This window comes from Microcoleus sp. B6-A1, assembly GCF_036705085.1.
Classification (GTDB): domain Bacteria; phylum Cyanobacteriota; class Cyanobacteriia; order Cyanobacteriales; family Microcoleaceae; genus Microcoleus.
Map to the genome: position 1 here is coordinate 19,802 of NZ_JAUBTU010000067.1, position 20,880 is coordinate 40,681.

At 45.5% G+C, this 20,880-nt stretch carries 12 protein-coding genes; 3 read left to right on the top strand and 9 right to left on the bottom strand.

Annotation, left to right across the window (positions count from 1 at the left end; genetic code table 11):
* Nucleotides 1-279: 279 nt before the first annotated feature.
* From QUB11_RS22020 to QUB11_RS22040, 5 genes are all read right to left on the bottom strand, one after another.
* Nucleotides 280-1,386 carry a hypothetical protein gene (locus tag QUB11_RS22020; protein WP_333206068.1) on the bottom strand — a complete coding sequence of 369 codons (1,107 nt, stop codon included), beginning with the start codon at nucleotides 1,384-1,386 and terminating at the stop codon, nucleotides 280-282.
* Nucleotides 1,383-3,278 (bottom strand): CHAT domain-containing protein, encoded by a 1,896-nt coding sequence (locus QUB11_RS22025; protein WP_333391751.1) that lies wholly within the window; start codon nucleotides 3,276-3,278, stop codon nucleotides 1,383-1,385. Before QUB11_RS22025 ends, QUB11_RS22020 begins: the two co-directional genes overlap by 4 nt.
* 31 nt (nucleotides 3,279-3,309) lie before the next feature.
* Nucleotides 3,310-4,470: a DUF1822 family protein gene (locus QUB11_RS22030; protein WP_333391753.1), complete on the bottom strand. Its 1,161-nt coding sequence runs from the start codon at nucleotides 4,468-4,470 to the stop codon at nucleotides 3,310-3,312.
* On the bottom strand, nucleotides 4,460-5,251 hold the full coding sequence (locus QUB11_RS22035) for a sigma-70 family RNA polymerase sigma factor (protein ID WP_333391755.1): 792 nt from the start codon (nucleotides 5,249-5,251) through the stop codon (nucleotides 4,460-4,462). Before QUB11_RS22035 ends, QUB11_RS22030 begins: the two co-directional genes overlap by 11 nt.
* Nucleotides 5,252-5,399: 148 nt before the next feature.
* A complete protein-coding gene (locus tag QUB11_RS22040) occupies nucleotides 5,400-5,591 on the bottom strand; it encodes a hypothetical protein (RefSeq protein ID WP_333206064.1) in 192 nt (63 codons plus the stop codon).
* 385 nt (nucleotides 5,592-5,976) lie between these two features.
* Between QUB11_RS22040 and QUB11_RS22045 the strand changes: the two genes are divergently transcribed.
* Nucleotides 5,977-7,182, top strand: a complete 1,206-nt coding sequence (locus QUB11_RS22045; protein WP_333391757.1) for a hypothetical protein — start codon at nucleotides 5,977-5,979, stop codon at nucleotides 7,180-7,182.
* A 208-nt stretch (nucleotides 7,183-7,390) separates the two neighbouring features.
* Here QUB11_RS22045 and QUB11_RS22050 read toward each other — a convergent pair whose 3' ends face one another.
* The 3 genes from QUB11_RS22050 to cobU form a co-directional block, all read right to left on the bottom strand.
* Nucleotides 7,391-9,460 (bottom strand): AarF/ABC1/UbiB kinase family protein, encoded by a 2,070-nt coding sequence (locus tag QUB11_RS22050; RefSeq protein WP_333206062.1) that lies wholly within the window; start codon nucleotides 9,458-9,460, stop codon nucleotides 7,391-7,393.
* A gap of 77 nt (nucleotides 9,461-9,537) precedes the next feature.
* Nucleotides 9,538-9,960 (bottom strand): hypothetical protein, encoded by a 423-nt coding sequence (locus tag QUB11_RS22055; RefSeq protein WP_333055383.1) that lies wholly within the window; start codon nucleotides 9,958-9,960, stop codon nucleotides 9,538-9,540.
* Between the two features lie 276 nt (nucleotides 9,961-10,236).
* Complete coding sequence (gene cobU, locus QUB11_RS22060; protein WP_333055385.1) at nucleotides 10,237-10,812, bottom strand: bifunctional adenosylcobinamide kinase/adenosylcobinamide-phosphate guanylyltransferase; 576 nt, start codon at nucleotides 10,810-10,812, stop codon at nucleotides 10,237-10,239.
* 309 nt (nucleotides 10,813-11,121) lie between these two features.
* On the opposite strand from cobU, the gene QUB11_RS22065 reads away from it, so the two are divergent.
* Both QUB11_RS22065 and QUB11_RS22070 read left to right on the top strand, forming a co-directional pair.
* The gene (locus QUB11_RS22065; protein ID WP_333055386.1) at nucleotides 11,122-12,093 is read left to right on the top strand and encodes a glycosyltransferase family 2 protein; all 972 of its coding nucleotides are present in this window, start codon (nucleotides 11,122-11,124) and stop codon (nucleotides 12,091-12,093) included.
* 101 nt (nucleotides 12,094-12,194) lie between these two features.
* The gene (locus tag QUB11_RS22070; protein ID WP_333107235.1) at nucleotides 12,195-13,151 is read left to right on the top strand and encodes a glycosyltransferase family 2 protein; all 957 of its coding nucleotides are present in this window, start codon (nucleotides 12,195-12,197) and stop codon (nucleotides 13,149-13,151) included.
* A 460-nt stretch (nucleotides 13,152-13,611) separates the two neighbouring features.
* Here the strand turns inward: QUB11_RS22070 and QUB11_RS22075 are convergent.
* The coding region (locus QUB11_RS22075) for an Ig-like domain-containing protein (RefSeq protein ID WP_333391759.1) at nucleotides 13,612-20,880 on the bottom strand (7,269 nt) is incomplete at its 5' end.

Below are 20,880 nucleotides of genomic sequence, written 5' to 3' on the forward strand. Positions count from 1 at the left end.
AAAAACCCGCCCCCACCCCACCCAAATATTAATAATTCATTGAATTTAACCAGATAAATTGATGTTGTTTGGGGTAATTGGTTGGGTGGGGGCGGGTTTATAAAGATTATTTGTGGGTGACAAAATCCCTCGCGAACCCGCCCCTACGAATTGATGTTGTTTGGGGTAATTGGTTGGGTGCGGGCGGGTTTATAAACATTATTTGTGGGTGACAAAATTAGTCGCGAACCCGCCCCTACGAATTTTGGTTATTGCGATCGTACATTCATCAAAAATTCACTATTTCCTGTCTTCCCTCCTTTGCAAATCCCGCAATTGTTTATCAATCTTTTCCACCATTGGCAAATCTCCCAAGGTTGTATATCCATCTTTTGCCATTCGCAAATATTTCATAGCTTCCAGATTATTTCTCATCGCTGAATGAACTTGCCCCAATCCGTATCTAGCGGCTGTCAACTCCTCAATATCGTCAGGTTTCGCGGTATTAATCACCTTGGAATAGTAGACTTTAGCCTGGGGAACCAGTTGTAGCTTTTCTAGATACAAATCGCCCAACGTGCGATAAATGGGCGGTGTTTCCACGCCTGTTTCTTGTAAATTTTCTAAAATTTCTCTTGCTTCGGCAATCAAGTTTGTGTTAAGATAAACGCTAGAAATTGCTAATTTTTTGGCGTTTTCGTTAGGTACTTGTTTGTCGATCGCCCCAACCGCATCCTTAACAGCCTCAACCTGCTTCTCATCCAGCAAGCTAAACTCTGTATCTCCTTCTCCCACGGCACTTTCAGAAGAAGCGCCCGTATTCGCCTCGACAATCAATCGGTACCTAACACCCGGTTTCAGCGCCGGTTCCCCCGGATAGACAGCCTCAGTACCGCTAACAGTCATTTCCCAGTTTAATTTCGCTCCATTTTCCCGGAGGCTCAACTTATAGCTAGTCGCACCAGCAACCGGATTCCACCGCAAAATTGGCTTGCTGTCGAGCAATTTCGTCCGCCGCGGACTGATTATATAAGGAATTGGCGCGCTATTCCAAGCAATTTTATCGTCGCCGCGATCGGGACATTTAACCAAGTCGGCGCTACAATCAGATTTAGACTCTTCTTTGGCTAACAAACAGCTATTCAATTGATTTTCACTCCCTGCGATCGACTTAATTCCCCAATCTGCACATTGGATCGTCAGTTGTGCGTTTTGTGCGGTTCGCAATTTGTCTCCCGGATAAATCGGCGTACCGCTGGTAGGGCGGACAATTAGCCCGTTTTGGCGCTCGATCGCAACTTCCCCGCTACTATGGATAATCAGTCCGTTGGATATTCTGTTACTCGCTGCTAGTACAGTAGTTGCGATCGAGCTTAAAGCTATAAAAACTGCAATCCTGATTTTCACTTGATATTTCCTTTTATTCGTAAATGTTGTTTGGCAGTTTGGATACATTTATCTTGTTCTGGTACGCTAGATTTAGAATATTTAATCGTTTTTTCCCAGTGTTCTAACGCTTCATGGGGCTTACCTTTAGTTTCCATAACCCGTGCTAAAAAACAGTGAGCTTCAGGGCTATTGTCTGTCAATCCAATTGCTGTTTTAAAATCTATCTCTGCATCGTCATATTGCTGTTCTTTGAACCGTATCCAGCCACGATTTTTGATACAAGCAGCTTTTACACCGTCGTATTTAGCGTGTTCTAAACAAAGGTTTATCGCCTTTAAAGCTGCTTGATGTTTATCCTTGCGAATGAATAATTTAGATATTTGAGCAGAAGCATCAGGAAGTCCTCGCAATACAGCATTTTGCATTGCTTCTAACGCACCGCGATCGTCATTCAATTCGTCGCATAACATAGCTAAATTATAGTAAGGCTGTGCATAATTAAGGTTAATTAAACTTGCTAATTTGTAGAATCTTTTCGCAATTAAAGGTTTATTTTGACGGTGGTTTTCCATGCCAATTTGATTAGCAACTGGGGCAAGTATCGGGCCCATTAACATATAACTGCTAGCGGTAGTAGCTAAACCGATTCCCAGGCGCTGCATCAAATTAGAAATAAAAATAGAGATATCGTTGTTTGGGCGATCGTCCCCAGTATCACCCAAAACATCTGCCACAGCAACAACCGGGCGATTCCCTACGGGATAGCTGCGCCGCGCGTGCTTTAATTGCAGTAAAGTCAACCCCTCAAAAGTTGGCTGCTGACAGAGCACTGGTATCGCACTCGCACCGGGAAACTCAGATTCCCACTTCTGTAAATAATCCTTAGCTTTTCGTACTGCTAAAAACAAAGGATATTCTTTGCTTAAATATCCGAATAAAGACTTAACAAAATCCTGAGCAATTTTATCTGGTATCGGCGCACGCATCACAATCATTGACGGTAAAGGCAAGCCTCCCGCCACTAAATCTGCTGCCAATTGGAGGCTAGAACAAGAGTTTAAAATTAGCAACTCCAATCCTTGAAAAATTGATTTTTCTAAGCCCTCTTTTAAATAATCTATTGTGACAGTATTATCGCAATCTGCTTGATTGATCTGGAGCCATCCATTGGCAGAATTGCTATCGCTATGTCCGCCGTAATACAAAATTTGCCAGTTTTTTTCATCCTGTGAAAGATGATCGCGCAACTGTTGAGGGGTTGGTTGTTGAATAAATTCTAACTCGCAGCGATCGCCAAAAGACATTTGAAGACTTTTCTCATCTTGTCGCAGATCGAGTCCGTCACTATTACCGGAGACACATAAAATTCTACCTCGCGAAGGCAGAGGCATTCCGCCTGTAGTTGCCTTTTTGAGAGCTTTTCTATACTGGGACGGACTTTTAATTATTTCACAGTTTTTGTAATCTTCGCGAAATTTCCACGCATCCCAAGGCAGATGCCAATTTTCCGAATCTTTGATTTCGAGAAATACTTCAAAGCACTGATATCGACCACCAAACGCATCGACTACACTTCTAAAATTTTCCTCAATTCCCGCATAAAATTCCTCACTCCTCAGCCACAGCCTCATAGATTCATTCAAATATTGATAGATCAATTGAGGATTATCTTCACAAATATTGGTTGTCCCTGTAGCCTTAACTTTAATTCTAGAAAGGATGTTGCTAGATTTTCCCGCACGACAAATAAGTTGCCATCTTTTTTGCAGATCATCAACTTCCGGGGCTGGTGGCAAACTTCCTTTAAATTTATGAACTGTTGTTTGGTTTTCTTGAAACTCCCCTGTGATGTCGGGAAAACCCTTGTGTAAATCCCCAATCCCTAAACCCAAGATAAATCTTAAGCTCATAAATTAGACGCGAGTAGAGTTAATCGAGATATCATACCACAAAATTTTCTGTGACGCTGAAATCATCTAAAGCTACTCGAATACTAAAACTCTCGTCTCGATCGACCTCAATATCCTTCAGCAAAATGTACCTCTCCTGAATCCTTGATTGTGACTCGGTTAGATTTTTACCGATGTCGGAGATTAAGGAAAGTTTAATATTCTGGGGCAGGTAACGTTCTCCGATCGCCGGATGCAGTTGAACGTGAACTCTGACAGTGCGATCGCTCTCTTCAGCAATCGCCACCAACAAAGCCACCGTTGTCCTTCCCAGCCGCATTCCCAAGTCAATCAACTTAGCCCGCGTGACATCGGCTTCGGGAAACCTATTGATGCTACTTTGACTGCCCTGTAACGCAGATTCTTCTCTCGAATTTTCACCTCCTCGTAATGCAAAACTGGGGGTTTCGTCAGGAGAAATCAAGTTTTTTAAATTTTGTTTACCTCGATCCAATTGCTGCAAACATCTGTCTACAAAATTTTGCCACCAATTGCCTAACTGAGATTCAACCGGATTTTGAATCTCCACCTGAGAAGTTTGTGTCTGCTGGTTAAATACCGCTTCAAAAGGCAGCCAATCAGCCGTAAATACATTCATCAACCACTGACTGAGGTTAATTTGAGATTCCAACAAATGTTCTAGATGCCCTAAAAAATCATCCAGGGAATGCAATTCGCTCAATACTAATTCCCCCGCATCCGCATTGGGAGAAAAACCAAGCAATCTCGCTTCCTTTTCCTCCTCATCAATTTCTACAGCAATATAGCCAATGCGTTCTGCCCTTGCTTCCACCGGCACCGGGCAAATCTCAGGCGGATGTGCAGATGAATTCTGGTTGCCAGTTTCTTGAGTTTGAGGTCGATTTTTAATTGGACGGCATTCGATTTTTCCCAATCCTTTAACATACAAATCTCCCGCATCTGCAAACAGGCGAATTACGGGATTCCAGCTATCGCATTCAGTCAAGTCAGTCTCAATATCGATGATTTTTAGATAATCGCGAACTGCCAGCACTGCCAAAGTATTGAGATAAACTTGCTCGTGCCTTTGCGGGTGGCGCTGTTGGGTGGCAAACTGCTGAGCAACTTGCAGTGCCTTCTGAGTAATTGGCATTGGCAAAGATTCGATTTCCCAAAGGTTGTTATGGTTCATTGTTTTGGTACACTCCTGGTATATTTAAAGTTTGATATCCTTGGTCTTCGCAAAATTTTTGCAGCAGATGACGGCAGTCATTGTTGAACAATTGATATAAAGTAGAATGGGCGCAGCCAAACTCTTTGGCGAGTTCTTGAAAACTTTGACCGTACAAACATTTTCGCTGCAATAAAACTTGACAATTTATCTGCGGTTTTCCTCTAACGTGTCTGCTTTTCAACTCGTTATTGGGATCGGTTTCTATCCATTCTATAACTTCTTCAACATAGAAAATTGAATCCGCTTCTGCTGGTAATTTTTCAATTGAATTGACATTTTCTTCGTCTTGTTCTCCTTCTAAGGACACTATTTGACGGGGTTTTTGTTTTTGCTGTTCTTTTCGTTGGGCTAGGCGATAATCTAACAGCCGCTTTTTGAGATATGGATTTAACCAAGTCGTAATCAGGCTTTCTTCGGGATCGTAAGGTCGTTTTGCTGTGGTAGCTTCACATAAATTTCGAGACAGATAGATCCATGTCTTGTTCAGTGCCTCTTCATAGTAAGGTGTGTTTTCTTTCCAGAGTTTGCCCGATTTGAGAATCTCTAGAATCAGTCGATGCAAGAAACGACCTCGCTGGATACTGCCGGGGGGCTGCTGGCAAGCTTTGGTGACGAGTTCGACGATTTGCTGGTGTGCGGGATCTCGATCGAACTTTTCCGATTTTACTGAGCACCCAACAGCATCGGATTCGTCGGATAAGTGGTCTTCCCCCTCGGAGGGGTTGGATTTATCAGTCATAGTTAAGTGCGGCCGCAACTTTGTTCCTACATTTACTTATCAGGGTGAGTTCAGTAGTTTTATGCGAAATTCAGAAAATTTTTTGAGCCGATGGTTGAAAGTCTTGCTGTGCAGTGGATTGGGCCGTTCAATTAGATGTGAATTTTTGTTAAGACGCATCAAAACCTGCATAAACCGGGTTTTTGCGATTTATGCAGGTTTGTAACGAAGTCTTCTGCGAAAAACCCGGTTTCTGACCACCAGTGCGTAAAATCGCCCTTAAATCCCCAAAACACCCGTGGTTCCGTACTTCCACGCAGTCTTTGCCAAACTCGACCAAAAAAACTGGAGAGTTTTGCATAAAACTACCGAGCTCACCCCGATAAGTAAATAGAAGGGAAATGACGAAGTACGCGCGAGCGAAGCTATAAGGAGAGGATTGTCATTCGTAGCTCTGATTAATCCTAGATAAGTGGACATCTATCGAATACATAAAAACCAGGTTTATGGAATAAACCTGGTTTTTGTTTGTGGATATTTTTCTTTAAGTCAGTTCTGGAAGCATACCGAGTCAAAAACCAGGTTTATACGTCAATATATCTCGAATCAATCCACGATTTTTGGGATAAATCGGCTTTTTTGCGTCCATGACTGACTGAATTAATCACCAATGTAAAATCTTGTTACAAGTTACTTGACATCAGTCATTAAATCTATTTTGGAATGACTATAATTGGGAAAACGTAATGCTGTCATTCGCTCTGGGTTGCGAAGAAGCTCAAACCCTTGCCACACAGCCATTGAGTGCGTCAGTCCTGACTATTAACAAATCAGAAAATTTCATGCAGAAACTAACTCGAATTTTATTCACTACAGCTTTAACCCTAAGTATCTTATGTTCTCCCACAGCAGCTTTCGCCAAAGCAAAAATTCAGATAGCCATCCTTTTAGATTCTAGTAATAGCATGGATGGACTGATTGACCAGACGCGCACTCAAATTTGGCAAATTGTTAACTCTTTAACTAAAGTAACCAAAGATGGCGAAGTACCAGAGTTAGAAGTTGCTCTCTACCATTATGGTAACGACACTTTACCTTCATCCGAAGGTTTTGTCAGATTATTAACTGGATTTACTCCTGAATTAGATTTAGTTTCAGAAAAGTTATTTAGTATCAAAACCAACGGCGGTCAAGAATATGCTGGCTGGGTAATTCGTTCAGCAATGCAAGAATTAAACTGGAGTAAAAATCAGGAAGATTTTCGCGTGATTTTTATTGCGGGTAATGAACCATTCGATCAAGGCCCAATAGTTTGGAATCAATCGGTCAATCTCGCTGTCAAAGGAGATACACTCGTTAATACAATCTACTGTGGTTCAGCAGAAAGTCAGGAGCGACAACTTTGGGTATCAGGAGCAGATTTAGCAAAAGGCAGTAGCTTCAACATTAATCAAAACCAACAAATTGTGGTAATTAAGTCTCCTTACGACGACGAAATTTCTACTTGGAATACTAAACTTAATCAAACCTACATTCCTTACGGTAGAGAAGGAAGAATCGGACAACAACGTCAGGCTGTTGAAGATAGTAATTCTGGCACAAGTTTTGCTTCGCGTAGTGCCTCCAAAGCTTCTGAATACTATGATAATGCTTCTTGGGACTTGCTGGATGCTCTCGAAAACGGCACAGTTAAACTAGAGGCAATATCAGATGATAGTTTACCAGAAATCATGCGAGGGATGACGCTAACAGAAAAGAGAGCATATGTTGCTGGAAAGAAAACCGAAAGAGAAGCGATTAAAAAGACCATCCGCGACTTATCTCAGAAGCGTACAGCATATATTGAACAACAGCGCCAATCTAGTACCAATAGTGGTGAAAATACTCTCGATCGCGTAATGATTCAAAGTCTCCGCCAGCAATTAGCCGCTAAAGGATTCAAGCTTAATTAAAAGAACGCAGACGACATTTCATCTGCGTTCATCTGTGTTTATCTGCTAATATCTGCGGTCAAAAAATCCCAATCTCCCAATTTAATATCATGGTCGATCGACCACGCTCAAAAGCCGGGGCGGGTTTACAGAATTTCTCGTTTCTATTGTAGATATTGGTGAACCCGCCCCTACAGGAATTATGGTCAATTCGCCTGACATGAGATAACTACTTCGCCGCAGGTAAAGACAACTGAGGCGAAGTTTTAGGATAGCTTCCATTCACGGGAATCGCATCCGGTTCCTGCGAAAGCAAAAACTCGCGAATAACCCTAGCAACTGCTCTTTGAGCTAAACCGCCGACTACTTTCTGCCCCATATTCTGCACTTCCGGTTTCACCAACAACTGCGGAAGTAGCTGCAATACTTTCATCGAGTCAAAACCGGGAGTTGATTGCAAAATATCCCAAATCCGCTTGATGTGTTCTAAGTTTTTTTGTTCAGTTGGTGAAACCACAGGTTGATTTGCCTTAACTCCAAACCATTCGCCGACGACTGCTTTGGCGTTAGCAAAGGCGTTGCTGGAAAGTGTGTCGAGACTCTTGACTAATTCGAGGACAATACGATCGCGAATGAAATCTCCTCTTTCGGAAAATAAATACTCTAATGCTTGGTTCAAGATTTTGCTGACATCGTAGTCGTCACTCTCGCGGGCATTGTTGAGCAAGTTTTCTAAGCGGTTCCAGCGGAATTCGCCTTGTTTGAACAGCAAATCTTGCAGGGATGCTCTCAATTCCGGTGCGGGGTCGCTCAACAGCCGTTTTGCAACGTAAGGATAAGCTTTGCTGAGCACTTTGAATTCTGGATCGACATTAATGGCAATCCCTTCTAAGGTGACGAGCGATCGAATAATCAAAGCGTAGTAAGCTGGAACCCGGAAAGGATATTCGTACATCACCGCCGAAAGCTCGTCAGTAATGCTTTTGAAATTGAGTTCGGCAACGCTAGCACCCAAAGCATTGTTAAATACGCCCGCCAAAGCCGGAATAATTGGCGTCAAATCGGTATCTGGCGTTAAAAATTCCAACTTGACATAATCTTTTGCTAAACCTTCAAAGTCGCGGTTCACCAAATGCACCACAGCTTCCAACAAGCCGTATCGCTGATAAGGTTTAACTTCGCTCATCATCCCGAAATCGAGATAAGCTAATTGACCGTCAGGAGTTGCCAAAAGATTGCCGGGATGCGGATCGGCGTGAAAGAAACCGTGTTCTAGAAGTTGTCTGAGAGAGCACTGCACCCCCACTTCAATTAAGTAAGGAGCGTCGATTCCTTGAGCTTTAACGGCCTCTAAATTCGTAAGTTTGATGCCGGTGATCCACTCCATTGTTAAGACGCGGCGGCGGGTATATTCCCAGTAGATGCTGGGAACATAAATGTCTTTGATGTGGCCGTATAGTTGGGCAAACCGTTCGGCATTTTGACCTTCGTGGGTGTAGTCCATTTCTTCGTAAATGCGCTCGCCCAACTCGTCCATAATTGCTGCGAGGTCACTGCGAATTATTTTGAAGGTGTTTTGCGCCCAAACTGCAACGCGCCGCAGGATGTAAATATCTAAGCCGATGTTTTCGGCTAAACCCGGTCGCTGGACTTTGATTGCGACTGTTTCTCCGGTTTTGAGTTTGCCTTTGTAGACTTGTCCGAGAGATGCTGCTGCGATCGGATCGGGGCTGATTTCTGCGTAGATGTCTTTGGGGTGGGCGCCCAATTCTTCTTGGATGAATTGATATGCTACTTCGTTGGGAAATGCTGGCAATTGGTCTTGCAGCGTTGTTAGTTCTTCTAAATATACTGGCGGTACTAAGTCGGGGCGTGTTGAGAGTGCTTGTCCGATTTTGATGAAAGCTGGGCCGAGTTGACCCAGAATTTCTCGCAGTCGGACGGCGCGGCGCTTTTCGTTGGTGGCGGTACGACCTGTTTTGCCGTCGAACCACACACTGAAGGCAAAGCTAAAAAATGTCCAAACAACGCTCGACAGCCTTCCCCAGACTTGTAGAGGTCGATTTCGGTACTGGGCTGCGATCGCCACTGGATCGTACCGAACAGCATCTCCGGCTAACTCGAAAGCTATGTCTCTGGCTGATTTGAGCCGATCGTCCGTTACGTGCTCCGTCTCTAGTGATACTGGTACTGCTTGCAGGGGAATTGTATTTGCATCTTGGAGATTGCTTAGTACAGCCTGAGTCCCTGAATTTACATAAGTTGGCGGGGAGGCTGGCGATACTGTCTTGACATTCATAAATCAGACCTAGTGTGAAGCATTGTAAATATATTGTAACAATTTAAGGAAGAAGACCCTTCTTCCTTCTTATATACTTACTCGCCGCTGGATCTTTGGAGTCGATCGCGAATGCCTGATAGTTGCGATTGGCTGCTGACGGGCGATCGAGGTTGGGGCATTTCGGTATCGGGCCAGTTCGGTAAGTCGTTACAGGGACAGAACTCCGGGGGCATTCCGGTTTGTTTGAACACTACGGGCATAGCGCAGCGCGCGCAGGGACTGATTTCCCAAGCTGGCGTCAGCAGTTGGGCAATTGTTTCGTTTGTGCCTTCGAGGTAACAGTCTCCGCTGTCGCGGGAGATGATTTTTTGCCAGCAGTCTTCAAATTCCTGGCTGTAGCGATCGCCCGCATTTACCGATTTGGGCTCCAGCGCTTCGGAACCGTTGCGAATTAATACTTTTTTGCCTAACTGAAACCAGTAAGCAATATATTTTCTTACTTCACTATCTGATGCCATAACTTTTAGTCAACCCTTCAACTAATTGATTATTTTAGACTTTGAATTTGAAATCACCACTCTTTCTTAAGAGACATTTTATCTTTTACATAATTTCAAAATTCGGCTATTCCTCATGTCTAATTGTTGGGCTTCCCCCCTAGGGATTAGGTTTTTTTACTAATTTATATGACTCTTGATTTTTCAATCTTAGTTAAAATCATAGCTGATTTTTAGTTAAAATTGTCGTTCGGGAAACCGATATTTTTTCTCTCTTGTCGATCGCGACTCTGGCTGTTAATTTTTCGCTACAGGCGGCAGTGGCGTACCCAAAGCGGTGAGATTCAAGGCGTAACCTCCGGTGGCGAGATAAACAGTATCGGCGATCGCCCCGATGTGGCGCACGAGAGTGCCGAGGCGATCGCGAAACAGCCGCCCCGCCGGATAAGCAGGCACAACACCCCATCCGGTTTCTTCCCCTACCAAAATTACATCAGCCGCCGCCGACTTCAAACAGGCGAGCAAATCTTGCTGCGTAGTCGCCCAAACAGCCGCTTCTTGTTCCAAAAGATTCGCCGTCCAAGTTCCCAGAGAATCAATCAACAAGCAATCTGAGGGCTTGCTGGCTTGCACAACTGCTGACAAGTCGATCGGCACTTCTAGAGTTTTCCAATCAACCCGACGGCGATTTCGGTGCTGTTCGAGGCGACGAATCCACTCCAAATCAGCTTCATCAACCTGACCGGTAGCCACATAAATTACTTGTTTTCCCGAACCCGCCGCCAGAGTTTCGGCCCATTCACTTTTGCCACTTCGGGCCGGCCCAGTTACTAAGATTAATTGTCTAGATGTGGTGGGTTCTGAGTTACTCATTAGTCAGTCGATTTTAGATTTTAGATTTTAGATTTTAGATTTACTCCACAACAAATGATTTTGGGAGATTGAAGTTTGGTTAAAATTTTTGGGCTGCTCGCGACTAATGTTGCGGGCTTGTCTCCCTTCTTTGGGCGGGGTAACATACAAAGGATTAAACATAATTCCCAATTGCCAATTCCCAATTAGCAATTACCAATTATGATTTAAACGGCTAACTACCAAATGCTTTTTAAGCGATAATAGCATTGATGAGACAAGATCAGAGTAAGTCGATCGAGAACCCCCGTATTTCCCAAGCTGTTATTTATGCCAGATCGTCCTCAGATATCAGCGATTATTTGCACCCACAATCGCGCCGCCTATTTAGGTGGGGCGATCGACAGCTTGCTGGTACAGGATTTTCCCGACAACTTTGAAGTAGTAGTAGTGGATAACGCTTCTAGCGATTATGCAAGCCCCGAAAGTTCGACTTCGCGCACCCGCGAGGTGGTAGAAGCAAGACAGGGCGATCGGCGCCTCAAGTACGTCTGGGAGCCGGAAATCGGTCTGTCAGTAGCCCGGAACACCGGCGCAAAGGAAGCTGGCAGTGAAATATTAGCTTATCTCGACGACGACGCTATTGCTGAGCCCAATTGGCTCAGGGTGCTGCACGCGGCTTATCAAAGCAATCAAAAACTCGCCGTAGCTGGTGGCAAAGTAAATTTGCTCTGGCCTTCGGGAGTCAGCCCGCCCGAATGGCTGTCACCGGGATTGGCCCAGAACTTGGGATCATACGATTTAGGCGATACTTACCTATACGTGACTGCTGCCGGTTTGACTCCCAGGGGAGTAAACTACTCAATCCGGCGCGCTTTTCTCGAACAAATTGGCGGCTTCGATGTCAAACTCGGTAGAGTCGGCACAAAATTGCTGTCAAATGAAGAGTTGCGGGCCACAGAATTAGCTTTAGAGTTAGGTTGGCAAGTAGTTTATCTACCGGAGGCCCTGGTGCTTCACCATGTCGCGACAGAAAGGCTCAACAAAGCTTGGTTTCTAGAGCGCGGGTGGTGGCAAGGCATCAGCGAGTGTTATCGCGAACAATTGTCCGATCGAGCCGGTATTGCTCAGCTTGGGTGGGGGGGTGAAAGAATCTTGAGGGGTGTCTGGAAGTCTTTTAAATATATTAGAGATCCAGGGCTGCGCTTTGAAAATTTCGTTTTTGCCTGGGGTCAAATCGGTTATTTGATCGCAGCCATCCGCGGCCTGATTTTTGCACCGAAATCGACCAGCAGGCATTAGGCTATAGGCAATATCCCTCGCTGCTCAAGTCGTCGGCCCTGCTGTGCCGATCGCATTTCATCCACCAAAACTCGACCGCATTTAGGTTCAAGCACTCGATTATGACATCTAGTTCATCCAAGATTCCGGTTTCAGTTCTCATTCCGGCAAAAGACGAAGAACTTAATCTACCTGCGTGTCTGGCCAGCATTGCCAGGGCGGATGAAGTTTTCATGGTTGATTCCCAAAGCAGCGATCGCACGGTAGAAATTGCCATCAGCACGGGCGCAAAAGTAGTGCAATTCTACTTCGACAACCGCTGGCCCAAAAAGAAAAATTGGTCTTTGGACAATCTGCCCTTTCGCAACGAATGGGTATTAATTGTCGATTGCGACGAGCGCATCCCGCCAGAACTTTGGGACGAAATCGCGCAGGCGATCGAAGACCCCAATTTTGACGGCTACTACCTAAACCGCAAAGTCTTCTTTTTAGGTCAGTGGCTGCGTTATGGCGGCCGATATCCCGACTGGAATTTGCGTTTGTTCAAGCATCAAAAAGGACGTTACGAAAACCTCGGCACTGAATCCGTCCCCAATACTGGCGACAATGAAGTTCACGAACACGTCATTTTAGCTGGTCAAGTCGGCTACTTAAAAAATGACATGATCCACGAGGATTACCGCGATTTATTTCACTGGATAGAACGGCACAACCGCTATTCAAATTGGGAAGCTCGCGTTTATTACAATATTATTGAAGGGCGCGACGACAGCGGCACTATTGGCGCTCACCTATTTGGAGATGCCGTACAGCGGAAACGCTTTCTCAAAAAAGTTTGGGTGTGGCTGCCTTTTAAACCAATGCTCAGATTTATTTTATTTTATTTTATTCAGCTCGGCTTTTTGGATGGAAAAGCTGGCTATATTTATGCAAGGCTATTGAGTCAATATGAGTATCAAATTAATGCAAAACTTTACGAGTTGCGTTGTTGTGGCGGTCAGTTAAATGTGGCAGAACCTGAGCCTACTCTGTCGCCGCCAGTAGTTATCAGTCAGGAGACTGAAGTGAAATTGCCGTAATAGTAGGTATGAAATTTTAACCGCAGATGGCGGCGGATTGACGCCGATGAACGCAGATAAATGTTGATTTGGGTTAAGTGCGATCGCCCTTTTTTTACTTATACCAATTTAATGTGAAGTTGCATATATTTCGCTCCCCCTCGCATACCCCCTACTCCCCCTTAATAAGGGGAGTAGGGGTTGACTTTGACCAAGCTCTTGTCCCACCCCCTACTCCCCTTAATAAGGCAGGGCTGTTTCATTCTCACGAAAATCAGGCTTTTGTAGGGGCGGTGCCCCCGTGCCCGCCCCTCCACGGACGATGAAATCGATGTTTCAAATATCGGGGCAACCGGGCGTGGGATTGCCCCTACAAGAGAATGAAACAGCCCTGCTTAATAAGGGGGGTTAGGGGGGATCAGATTCTATGCAACCTCATATAAAATTGGTATTAAGGGCGATCGCACTTTTCTTTCCTTTCCTAAACCAGCATGAAATTAGCAGAGGTAATCGCATTGGCACTCACTCCAACCATCACACCTAACTGCTCCCCTGTCAAGAGATTCTTAATAAGAGTTCCCTGAGTATTTTGAGTTATTTCTAACTGACCAAAACTCAAGCCACCGCTTAACCCAATCAAATCTTGACCAAGAGTAAAATCAGCGATAATATCAAATCCTTGACCTGCTTTTAAGGCAAAGATATCGTTGCCGCTACCGCCAATCAAACTATCATTCCCCATGCCTCCGTCAAGGAGATCGTTGCCTTTGCCACCTGTGAGAGTATCGTTGTCTGCGCCTCCGAAAAGAGTATCATTTCCGGCACACCCTCCCAGGATATCTGCTCCTTCATCACCGTTGATTAAGTCATTACCTTCACCGCCGCAGATGGTATCCGAACCCTGTTGTCCAAACAGATTGTCATCACCTTGACTGCCAAGCAGGATGTCGTTACCTTTGCCTCCATATAAGATGTCATTATCCTTACCACCATCGATGAAGTCATCATCTTTGTTGCCATAAATGATGTCAATACCTTCGCGGCCATGTAAGAAGTCATTGCCTTTGCCTCCGAAGATTAAGTCGTTACCAGACTCGCCAAGGATGATGTCGCTTCCTTCATCTCCGTAGAGAGTATCTTCATCTTTGCCTCCGGCGATGAAGTCATTGCCTTGGTTGCCATTAATAATGTCATTATCGGCACCACCGTATAGGTTGTCATCCCCGGATTTGCCCTCGAATATGTTGGCAGCATCGCTACCTAGTAATTCATCGTTTTGGGCAGTGCCTATCTGAATGCCGGATGCGTCGAGTATGGTGTTTTCAACTGAGTTGGGTCGGTTTAAGTTGGGATAGGTAATTGTGTCGCAGATGCACTCATCGTCTGAGAGGTTATTAGTTGTTGGCGTGGGAGTTGCTGTTTCCGATGGTGTCGGTGTTTCTGAGGCTGTTTCCGATGGTGTGGGTGTTTCCGAGGCTGTTACTGATGGGGTCAGAGCGATCGGTCGGGTGGGAGCGATCGGTGTTGGGGTGTCAGTGCCGGTTTCGGTGTCGGTTTCGGTGCCGATTTCGCCAGATGTAGGTTCCTCGGGAGCGATCGCCTCTGTGGCATCGATCGTCTCGACAACAGGGCGAACGGTAGGGTCATTTACCTTCACCTTCTCGATCCGAGCCAGAATCGCCTCTTTGGTGTTTTGAGCAAGGAACTGTTCAACAGTCACAGTTCCCGCAGCCAAATCGGACAAACCGACAGCTATTTGACCTACAGACACCGCCTGCAACTTGGTGATGTCAAGAGCGATATCTTTGATGGGGCGACCGCTAGCGACGAGATCCTTGACCATTTGATTGCCCAAAGCCATGATTTGAGCCGCAGCAGCCGCACTCGCAGCCAGTTGTGTCGGGTTGATTTTGGGGTCAGACTCTGCTGCTTTGGTAATGGCTGCTTGAAGGATAGCCAATATTGTTTCTGTTTTACCCAAATCTACAGCAGCGCCACCCTTGAGTTGATTTGCGATCGCCCCGATACCACTAAATGCGAGTTGAGCAATTGCTGTTTCCGAAACTCCCTCAATGAATTTCGCCGTCTGGACGATCGTATTTTGCACCAGAATCATTGAGCCGAATACCGATACACCATTCGCGTCCCCTTTGGCGATCGCTTCTAAGGGGTCATAGCTGCCCAAATCAAGACCTGCGGGGATTTCTAATGCCGATTCTACCTGGGTTTGTGCCGTTAGTGGGTCAATACCTTGCTTCACCAACTCGGCGATAATCGTCGTTAAAGGAGTCACAACCGTTGACTCTACCGTTGAAATCAGTGGGGTTGCCATCGGCAAGCCGGTGGCTACATCCACTCCACCGATGATGTCCATGCCTCCCATCAGGACAAATTGACCTTCGGTATAGTCGATTTCACCGTTTTGGTTGGTATCAAACGTTTCGATATCTACGTTCAGGTCGAAGCTGCCATCGGCTTTGGTAATCGTAAAGGGTTCAGCATCATCCAATGTCCCGTTTAAGTTGGCATCAAGGAAGACCTTACCGTTAGCAATGTAACCGTCAATGATGCGAAGACCACGGAAAAGTTTTCTTAATAGTTGGGTTTGGAAACTAGACCCGAAAGGCTGGCTTCCTGTGTTACCCGTAGGAGACTGGCTTCCTGTGTTACCCGTAGGAGAAGGCTCATACACAATCTTTTCCAGTCCAGTGATTGTTTTGAAACTGCCATTGGGACCAGCAATTCGTCCTTGTGCCAATGTCCCCGTAATTTTATAGTCTGTCTGTTTGCCGGACAAAAACAACGTATCGAAGCCATCTCGGCCGTTAATGATATCGCTACCAGCTCCTGGATAGAGGTTATCGTCACCAGCTCCACCATCAAGGTTATCGTTGCCTTCCTCACCGTAGACCGTATCATTACCTCCTCCACCAGAGAGGGAATCGTTACCACTCCGACCATAGATGAGGCTGTTTCCTTGTCCGCCTTGGAGAGCGTCATTGTTTTGGGTTCCCGTGAGGGAATCATTAGACACCATCTCATACAGAATATCTTCAACATCCCAAGTCACGATTGTGATATCGCCTTTGGAAGTAGTAAGTTGCCGCCCTGTGGATGTTGGGGTAATTTTATAGTCTGTCCGTGGGCCGGACAAAAACAACCTATCGAAGCCACGTCCGCCGTTAATGGTATCGCTACCAGTCCCAGCAAAGAAACTATCGTCACCAGCTCCACCATCAAGGTTATCGTTGCCTTCCTCACCGTAGAGCTTATCATTGCCTTCTCCACCTGAGAGGAAATCGTTACCACTCCGACCATAGATGAGGCTGTTTCCTTCTCCGCCTTGGAGAGTGTCATTGTTTTGGGTTCCCGTGAGGGTATCGTTAGAATAGTTTTGATACCGGAAATTCTCAACTCCAATGACAGTTTTTACATCACCATTAGCAGCAATAACTTCCCATCCAGTTGATGTTTCCCTAATTTTATAGTCACTGTTATTGCCGAGTAAAAACAACGTATCGTTGCCCTCTCCTCCGATAATTAAATCGTTACCAGTCCCAGCATTGAAGTAATCGTCGCCAATGCCACCGAAGAGAGAGTCATTACCATCGCCACCATTGAGGTTATCATTGCCATCTCCGCCGTCAATGGTATCGTTACCTACGTCAGCATTGAAGTTATCGTTGCCAGTACCACCTGCAAGATAGTCATCACCATCTCCACCATTAAGGTTATCAATACCAACGCCACCGAAGAGAGAGTCATCCCCAGCATCACCGAACAATAAGTCATTACTTGTGCTGTCCGGGGAGCCGTTCCCTTCACCATAGAGAGCGTCATTGCCGTCTCCACCGCGAATCCAGTCATCGTTCTGCTGACCGTAGAGAGTGTCATTGCCAGTTCCGCCTTCCAGGGTATCATTACCCTCCCATCCGTGAAATTCGTCATTACCTTCATTACCGCTGAGAAGATCGTTGCCAATCTCACCCAGAAGGATATCGTTACCGGCTTGGCCAGAGAGGGTATTATTTCCAGCATTACCAATCACTAAGTCGTTATTAGCTGAGCCAATGACATTTTCAATCGAGGTTAACAGATCTGTATTGCCAGAAAATTGGGCCTTGCCATTGTTTAAATTGACATCAACAGCACCAGTAGAAAATCTGTAGTCGGCAGTATCAGTTCCGTCACCTCCATCAAGGACGTTGCTGCCATTGCCACCAGAGAGCGTATCGTTATCTCCCTCGCCATAGAGAGAGTCGTTACCATCTCCACCATCTAAGGCATCGTTACCAGTCCAACTAGCGAGATGGTCGTTTCCACCTTCTCCTCTCAGGATGTCATCATCCTCATGACTAAAGAGGCGATCGTTACCGTCACCACCATTGAGGTAATCTTTACCCCCAAAGCCTTCAAGGAAATCATTGCCACCTCGACCAAAGAGCGAATCACTACCGTCCTCGCCGTTTAGAGAGTCGTTGCCGCCACCACCGTCGAGGAAATCGTTTCCTGCTTCTCCTCGGAGTATGTCATTGCCAGCTTCACCGCTAAGAATGTCATCATCATTCCCACCAAGGAGCAAATCGTCACTCAAACCGCCGAAGAGAGTATCCTTACCATTTCCACCTTCGAGTGTGTCTTTGTCGTTGCTACCGTCGTAGTTTCCTCCCGTTTTTCCGTTGTCTTCGCCATAGAGAACATCATCCCCATCTCCACCTTGGAGGAAGTCCTTATCTCCCTGACCATAGAGAACGTCGTTGTCATTTCCGCCCTCAATGGTGTCATTACCCTGATAGCCGTGCAGTTCGTCATTGCCATCCTGACCCTTCATCAAATCATTGCCATTCTGACCAAAAACACGGTCATTACCAGAGTCAGCATTTAGGGTGTCATTACCATCGCCACCATCAAGCAAGTCCGCACCGTCAATACCGAACAAGAGATCATCGCCAGCATTACCATAAAGGAAGTCAGAACCCGATCCCCCATCAAGTGTGTCTTTGTCTTCATTGCCTTCGAGTTTGTCGTTGCCGTCCTCACCGTACAGGTAATCGATATCTTGTTGACCCTGGAGGATATCGTCACCACCCCCACCACGGAGAATGTCTCTGCCCCAACCACCTTCTAACTTGTCATTTCCTCCGTCGCCATGCAACGTATCATTGTTATCGTTACCTTCGATTCTGTCATTGCCATCCCAACCTTCTCCTTTATCATTTCCCGACCCCAAGATGAGATGGTCATCTCCACCTTTACCTCGAATATAGTCATCACCCCCCTTTGCGTCATATTTGTTATTTCCGTCATCCAGCCATTTGTCATCGCGACCATTCGACGGGCCCCCAAACCAGCCAAGAACGCTGTTAAACGCACCTTCAAAAAAGTTACCAATTTTATTGAAGGTATCGAGTACACCTGATGAAACACTATTAAATCCATTAACGACACCATCAATGGCTTTATTTACAGCCTCAGTGGCTGCACCCAGGGCACCGCCCGTCACTTTGTCAAACAACTCTTCGATACTTCTGAGCGGAGCTAGTGACACGGTATAGTCACCTTTGAGCACCCCAGCCTCATAACCTACCTTTACCTTGGAACCACTAGCTGTACCATCTGAGGTAATCTCAAGGTTTGCCCCAACATTGCCAACGAGCGGGAGATTGTAGCCTATGAATCCTTTAACTGTTAGCTTGCCATTCTGGAGGCTGATGTCGGCGCTGCCTAAATTTTGACCAAAAATTTTGGCTGTCCCTCCGATTTTTATATCGGTTGGACTTTTGATATCAATGAGCGCGTTCTCGATTGATAAGACCCCGAATAAGTCAAGATTTCCTTCAACTTTCAGCCCATTACTATCAGCTTTAATCTTCGCTCCGGCAACTTCTCGCCCAAGAATCTTTACAGAACCCGATCCACTGACTGTCTTTTTAGCAATATCAACTGAAAAATCGTTAATATCTAGTGCTACGACTCCTAAATTCAAATCAAAATCTTTGATTTTGGCACTCGTGGTTGTAAATTCCACGTTTGCTTTAGCAACAGTCTGGCCAAAAATCTCAAGTTTCCCATCTCCTTTAAGGTATTGTTCAGTGGGACTGACCTTGACGGCAAAATCCAAAGTCTTATCGTTGGGACCATCCGCACCCGTGAGTTTCAAAAATCCCAAGTCAATTTCAGGAATCTGTAAAACTCCTTCTAAACTTGGATTGCTTTGAGCGTAGGGATTGGCATTGAGACTGAGTGAAGCTTCTTTTCCCCAAGCCGTTACCTTCCCATTAATACCAAGACCTTGGGTTAATTTTGTTTCAGCAATTTCTGTCTCTAACGGCACTAACTTGAGTAGTGGATCAAACTTTGTATCTGCATCAGGCCCATCAACAGAGACAATATTGACATTCAAGGTTTGCCTCAAAAACGATTCTGCCTTCTTAACAAAATCGACTTCCTTCCCCACTTGTTTGATGACATAAGAGTAAACGGGACCAGCCAACAGATCAACAAGGTTGACAGGAGCATTTGCCGTTAATTCCACTGCAAATTTCTTGGGGTCGTTAGAACTGACAAAGAAAGCCGACTTGAGATCGAAGTTGCCAAACTTTAAATCTCCCACAAATCCAACATTATCAACCCAAGGTGGTGCGTAGGTTCCGCCAACTTGTAAGGCTAAATTCCGAATTTCTGAATCCGGTAAGCCAAAGGGATTTTTCCAGGGAGTTTTGGCCGTGAGTTGAAGCGCACCCGTAATTGATTTGGGGTCGAAAGTTAAGCCTCCCGAAAACGTTAATTCAGGTTCCGTTGTTTGGAAGGGATCATAACCTTTAATTAAATAACTGCCTACTATACCGAAATTCGGGGGAGAAGTTGAATCTGCTGAGACGCTTAATTTAGCACCACCAATCTCAATCGAGAATGGGTCAACTTTCAAAAGTGTTAGGTTTTCAGTGCTTAACTCAGCACTGAGGCTCACTTTTGGTACAACACCTGTTCTAACTTCTGCTTTTAGCTCTACCTCCTTAATTTTTAGCTGCTCATTAATGAAGTCTAAAAAATTTGTTTTACCATCATTCTTAGCATCTGCAAAGTTTATTTTTCCACTGAGTCCGTAGGTGGGAGCGGAGGTGTTTAGGTTGGATAAGGTGAGGCTGGGTTTGCTTATGGGTATAGTGACACCGGTTGCAACCTGAGCGACAAGAGGAAGAACTCCGAAGTTAGCGAAAGGTACGCTCCCGTCATGGGCGAGTTTCAGTTCGTTGTTTGTAAATTCAGCCGTTAATGGCTTGACCATCGGTACAAGCGCTTCGAGGACTTTTTTTTCTACATTAGGTACACTAATCTTGTTGTTTTTCAGATAGGCGTCTAGCTCGCTCCAGTTTTCAATCCGAGAATCGAAAGTGCGCGTTAAAGGTGCAGCAGTGATATTGTTGTTACCCGCTGCATCAGTGGCGCTGCTGGCGGGAACGTTGACGGTTACGATGCCGCTACCCGTTGGTGTGACAGTGAAATTGTAGTTACTACCGGTGCCGGTAAACCCACTGACAGTGGCGTTGGTGAGGCTGATATCGCTGGCAATAAACCCGGTAACATTTTCGTTGAAAGTTGCGGTGACATTGAAGGGATTCTTGACTGTTGCCCCAGCGTTTGAAGCGAGGGTTACAGTGGGCGGTGTGGTATCAACGGCCGCCGCAGTGCTGAAATTCCAAGCTGTTGCGCCTGTAGTACCGGCATAATTGTTACCTGCTAAGTCTTT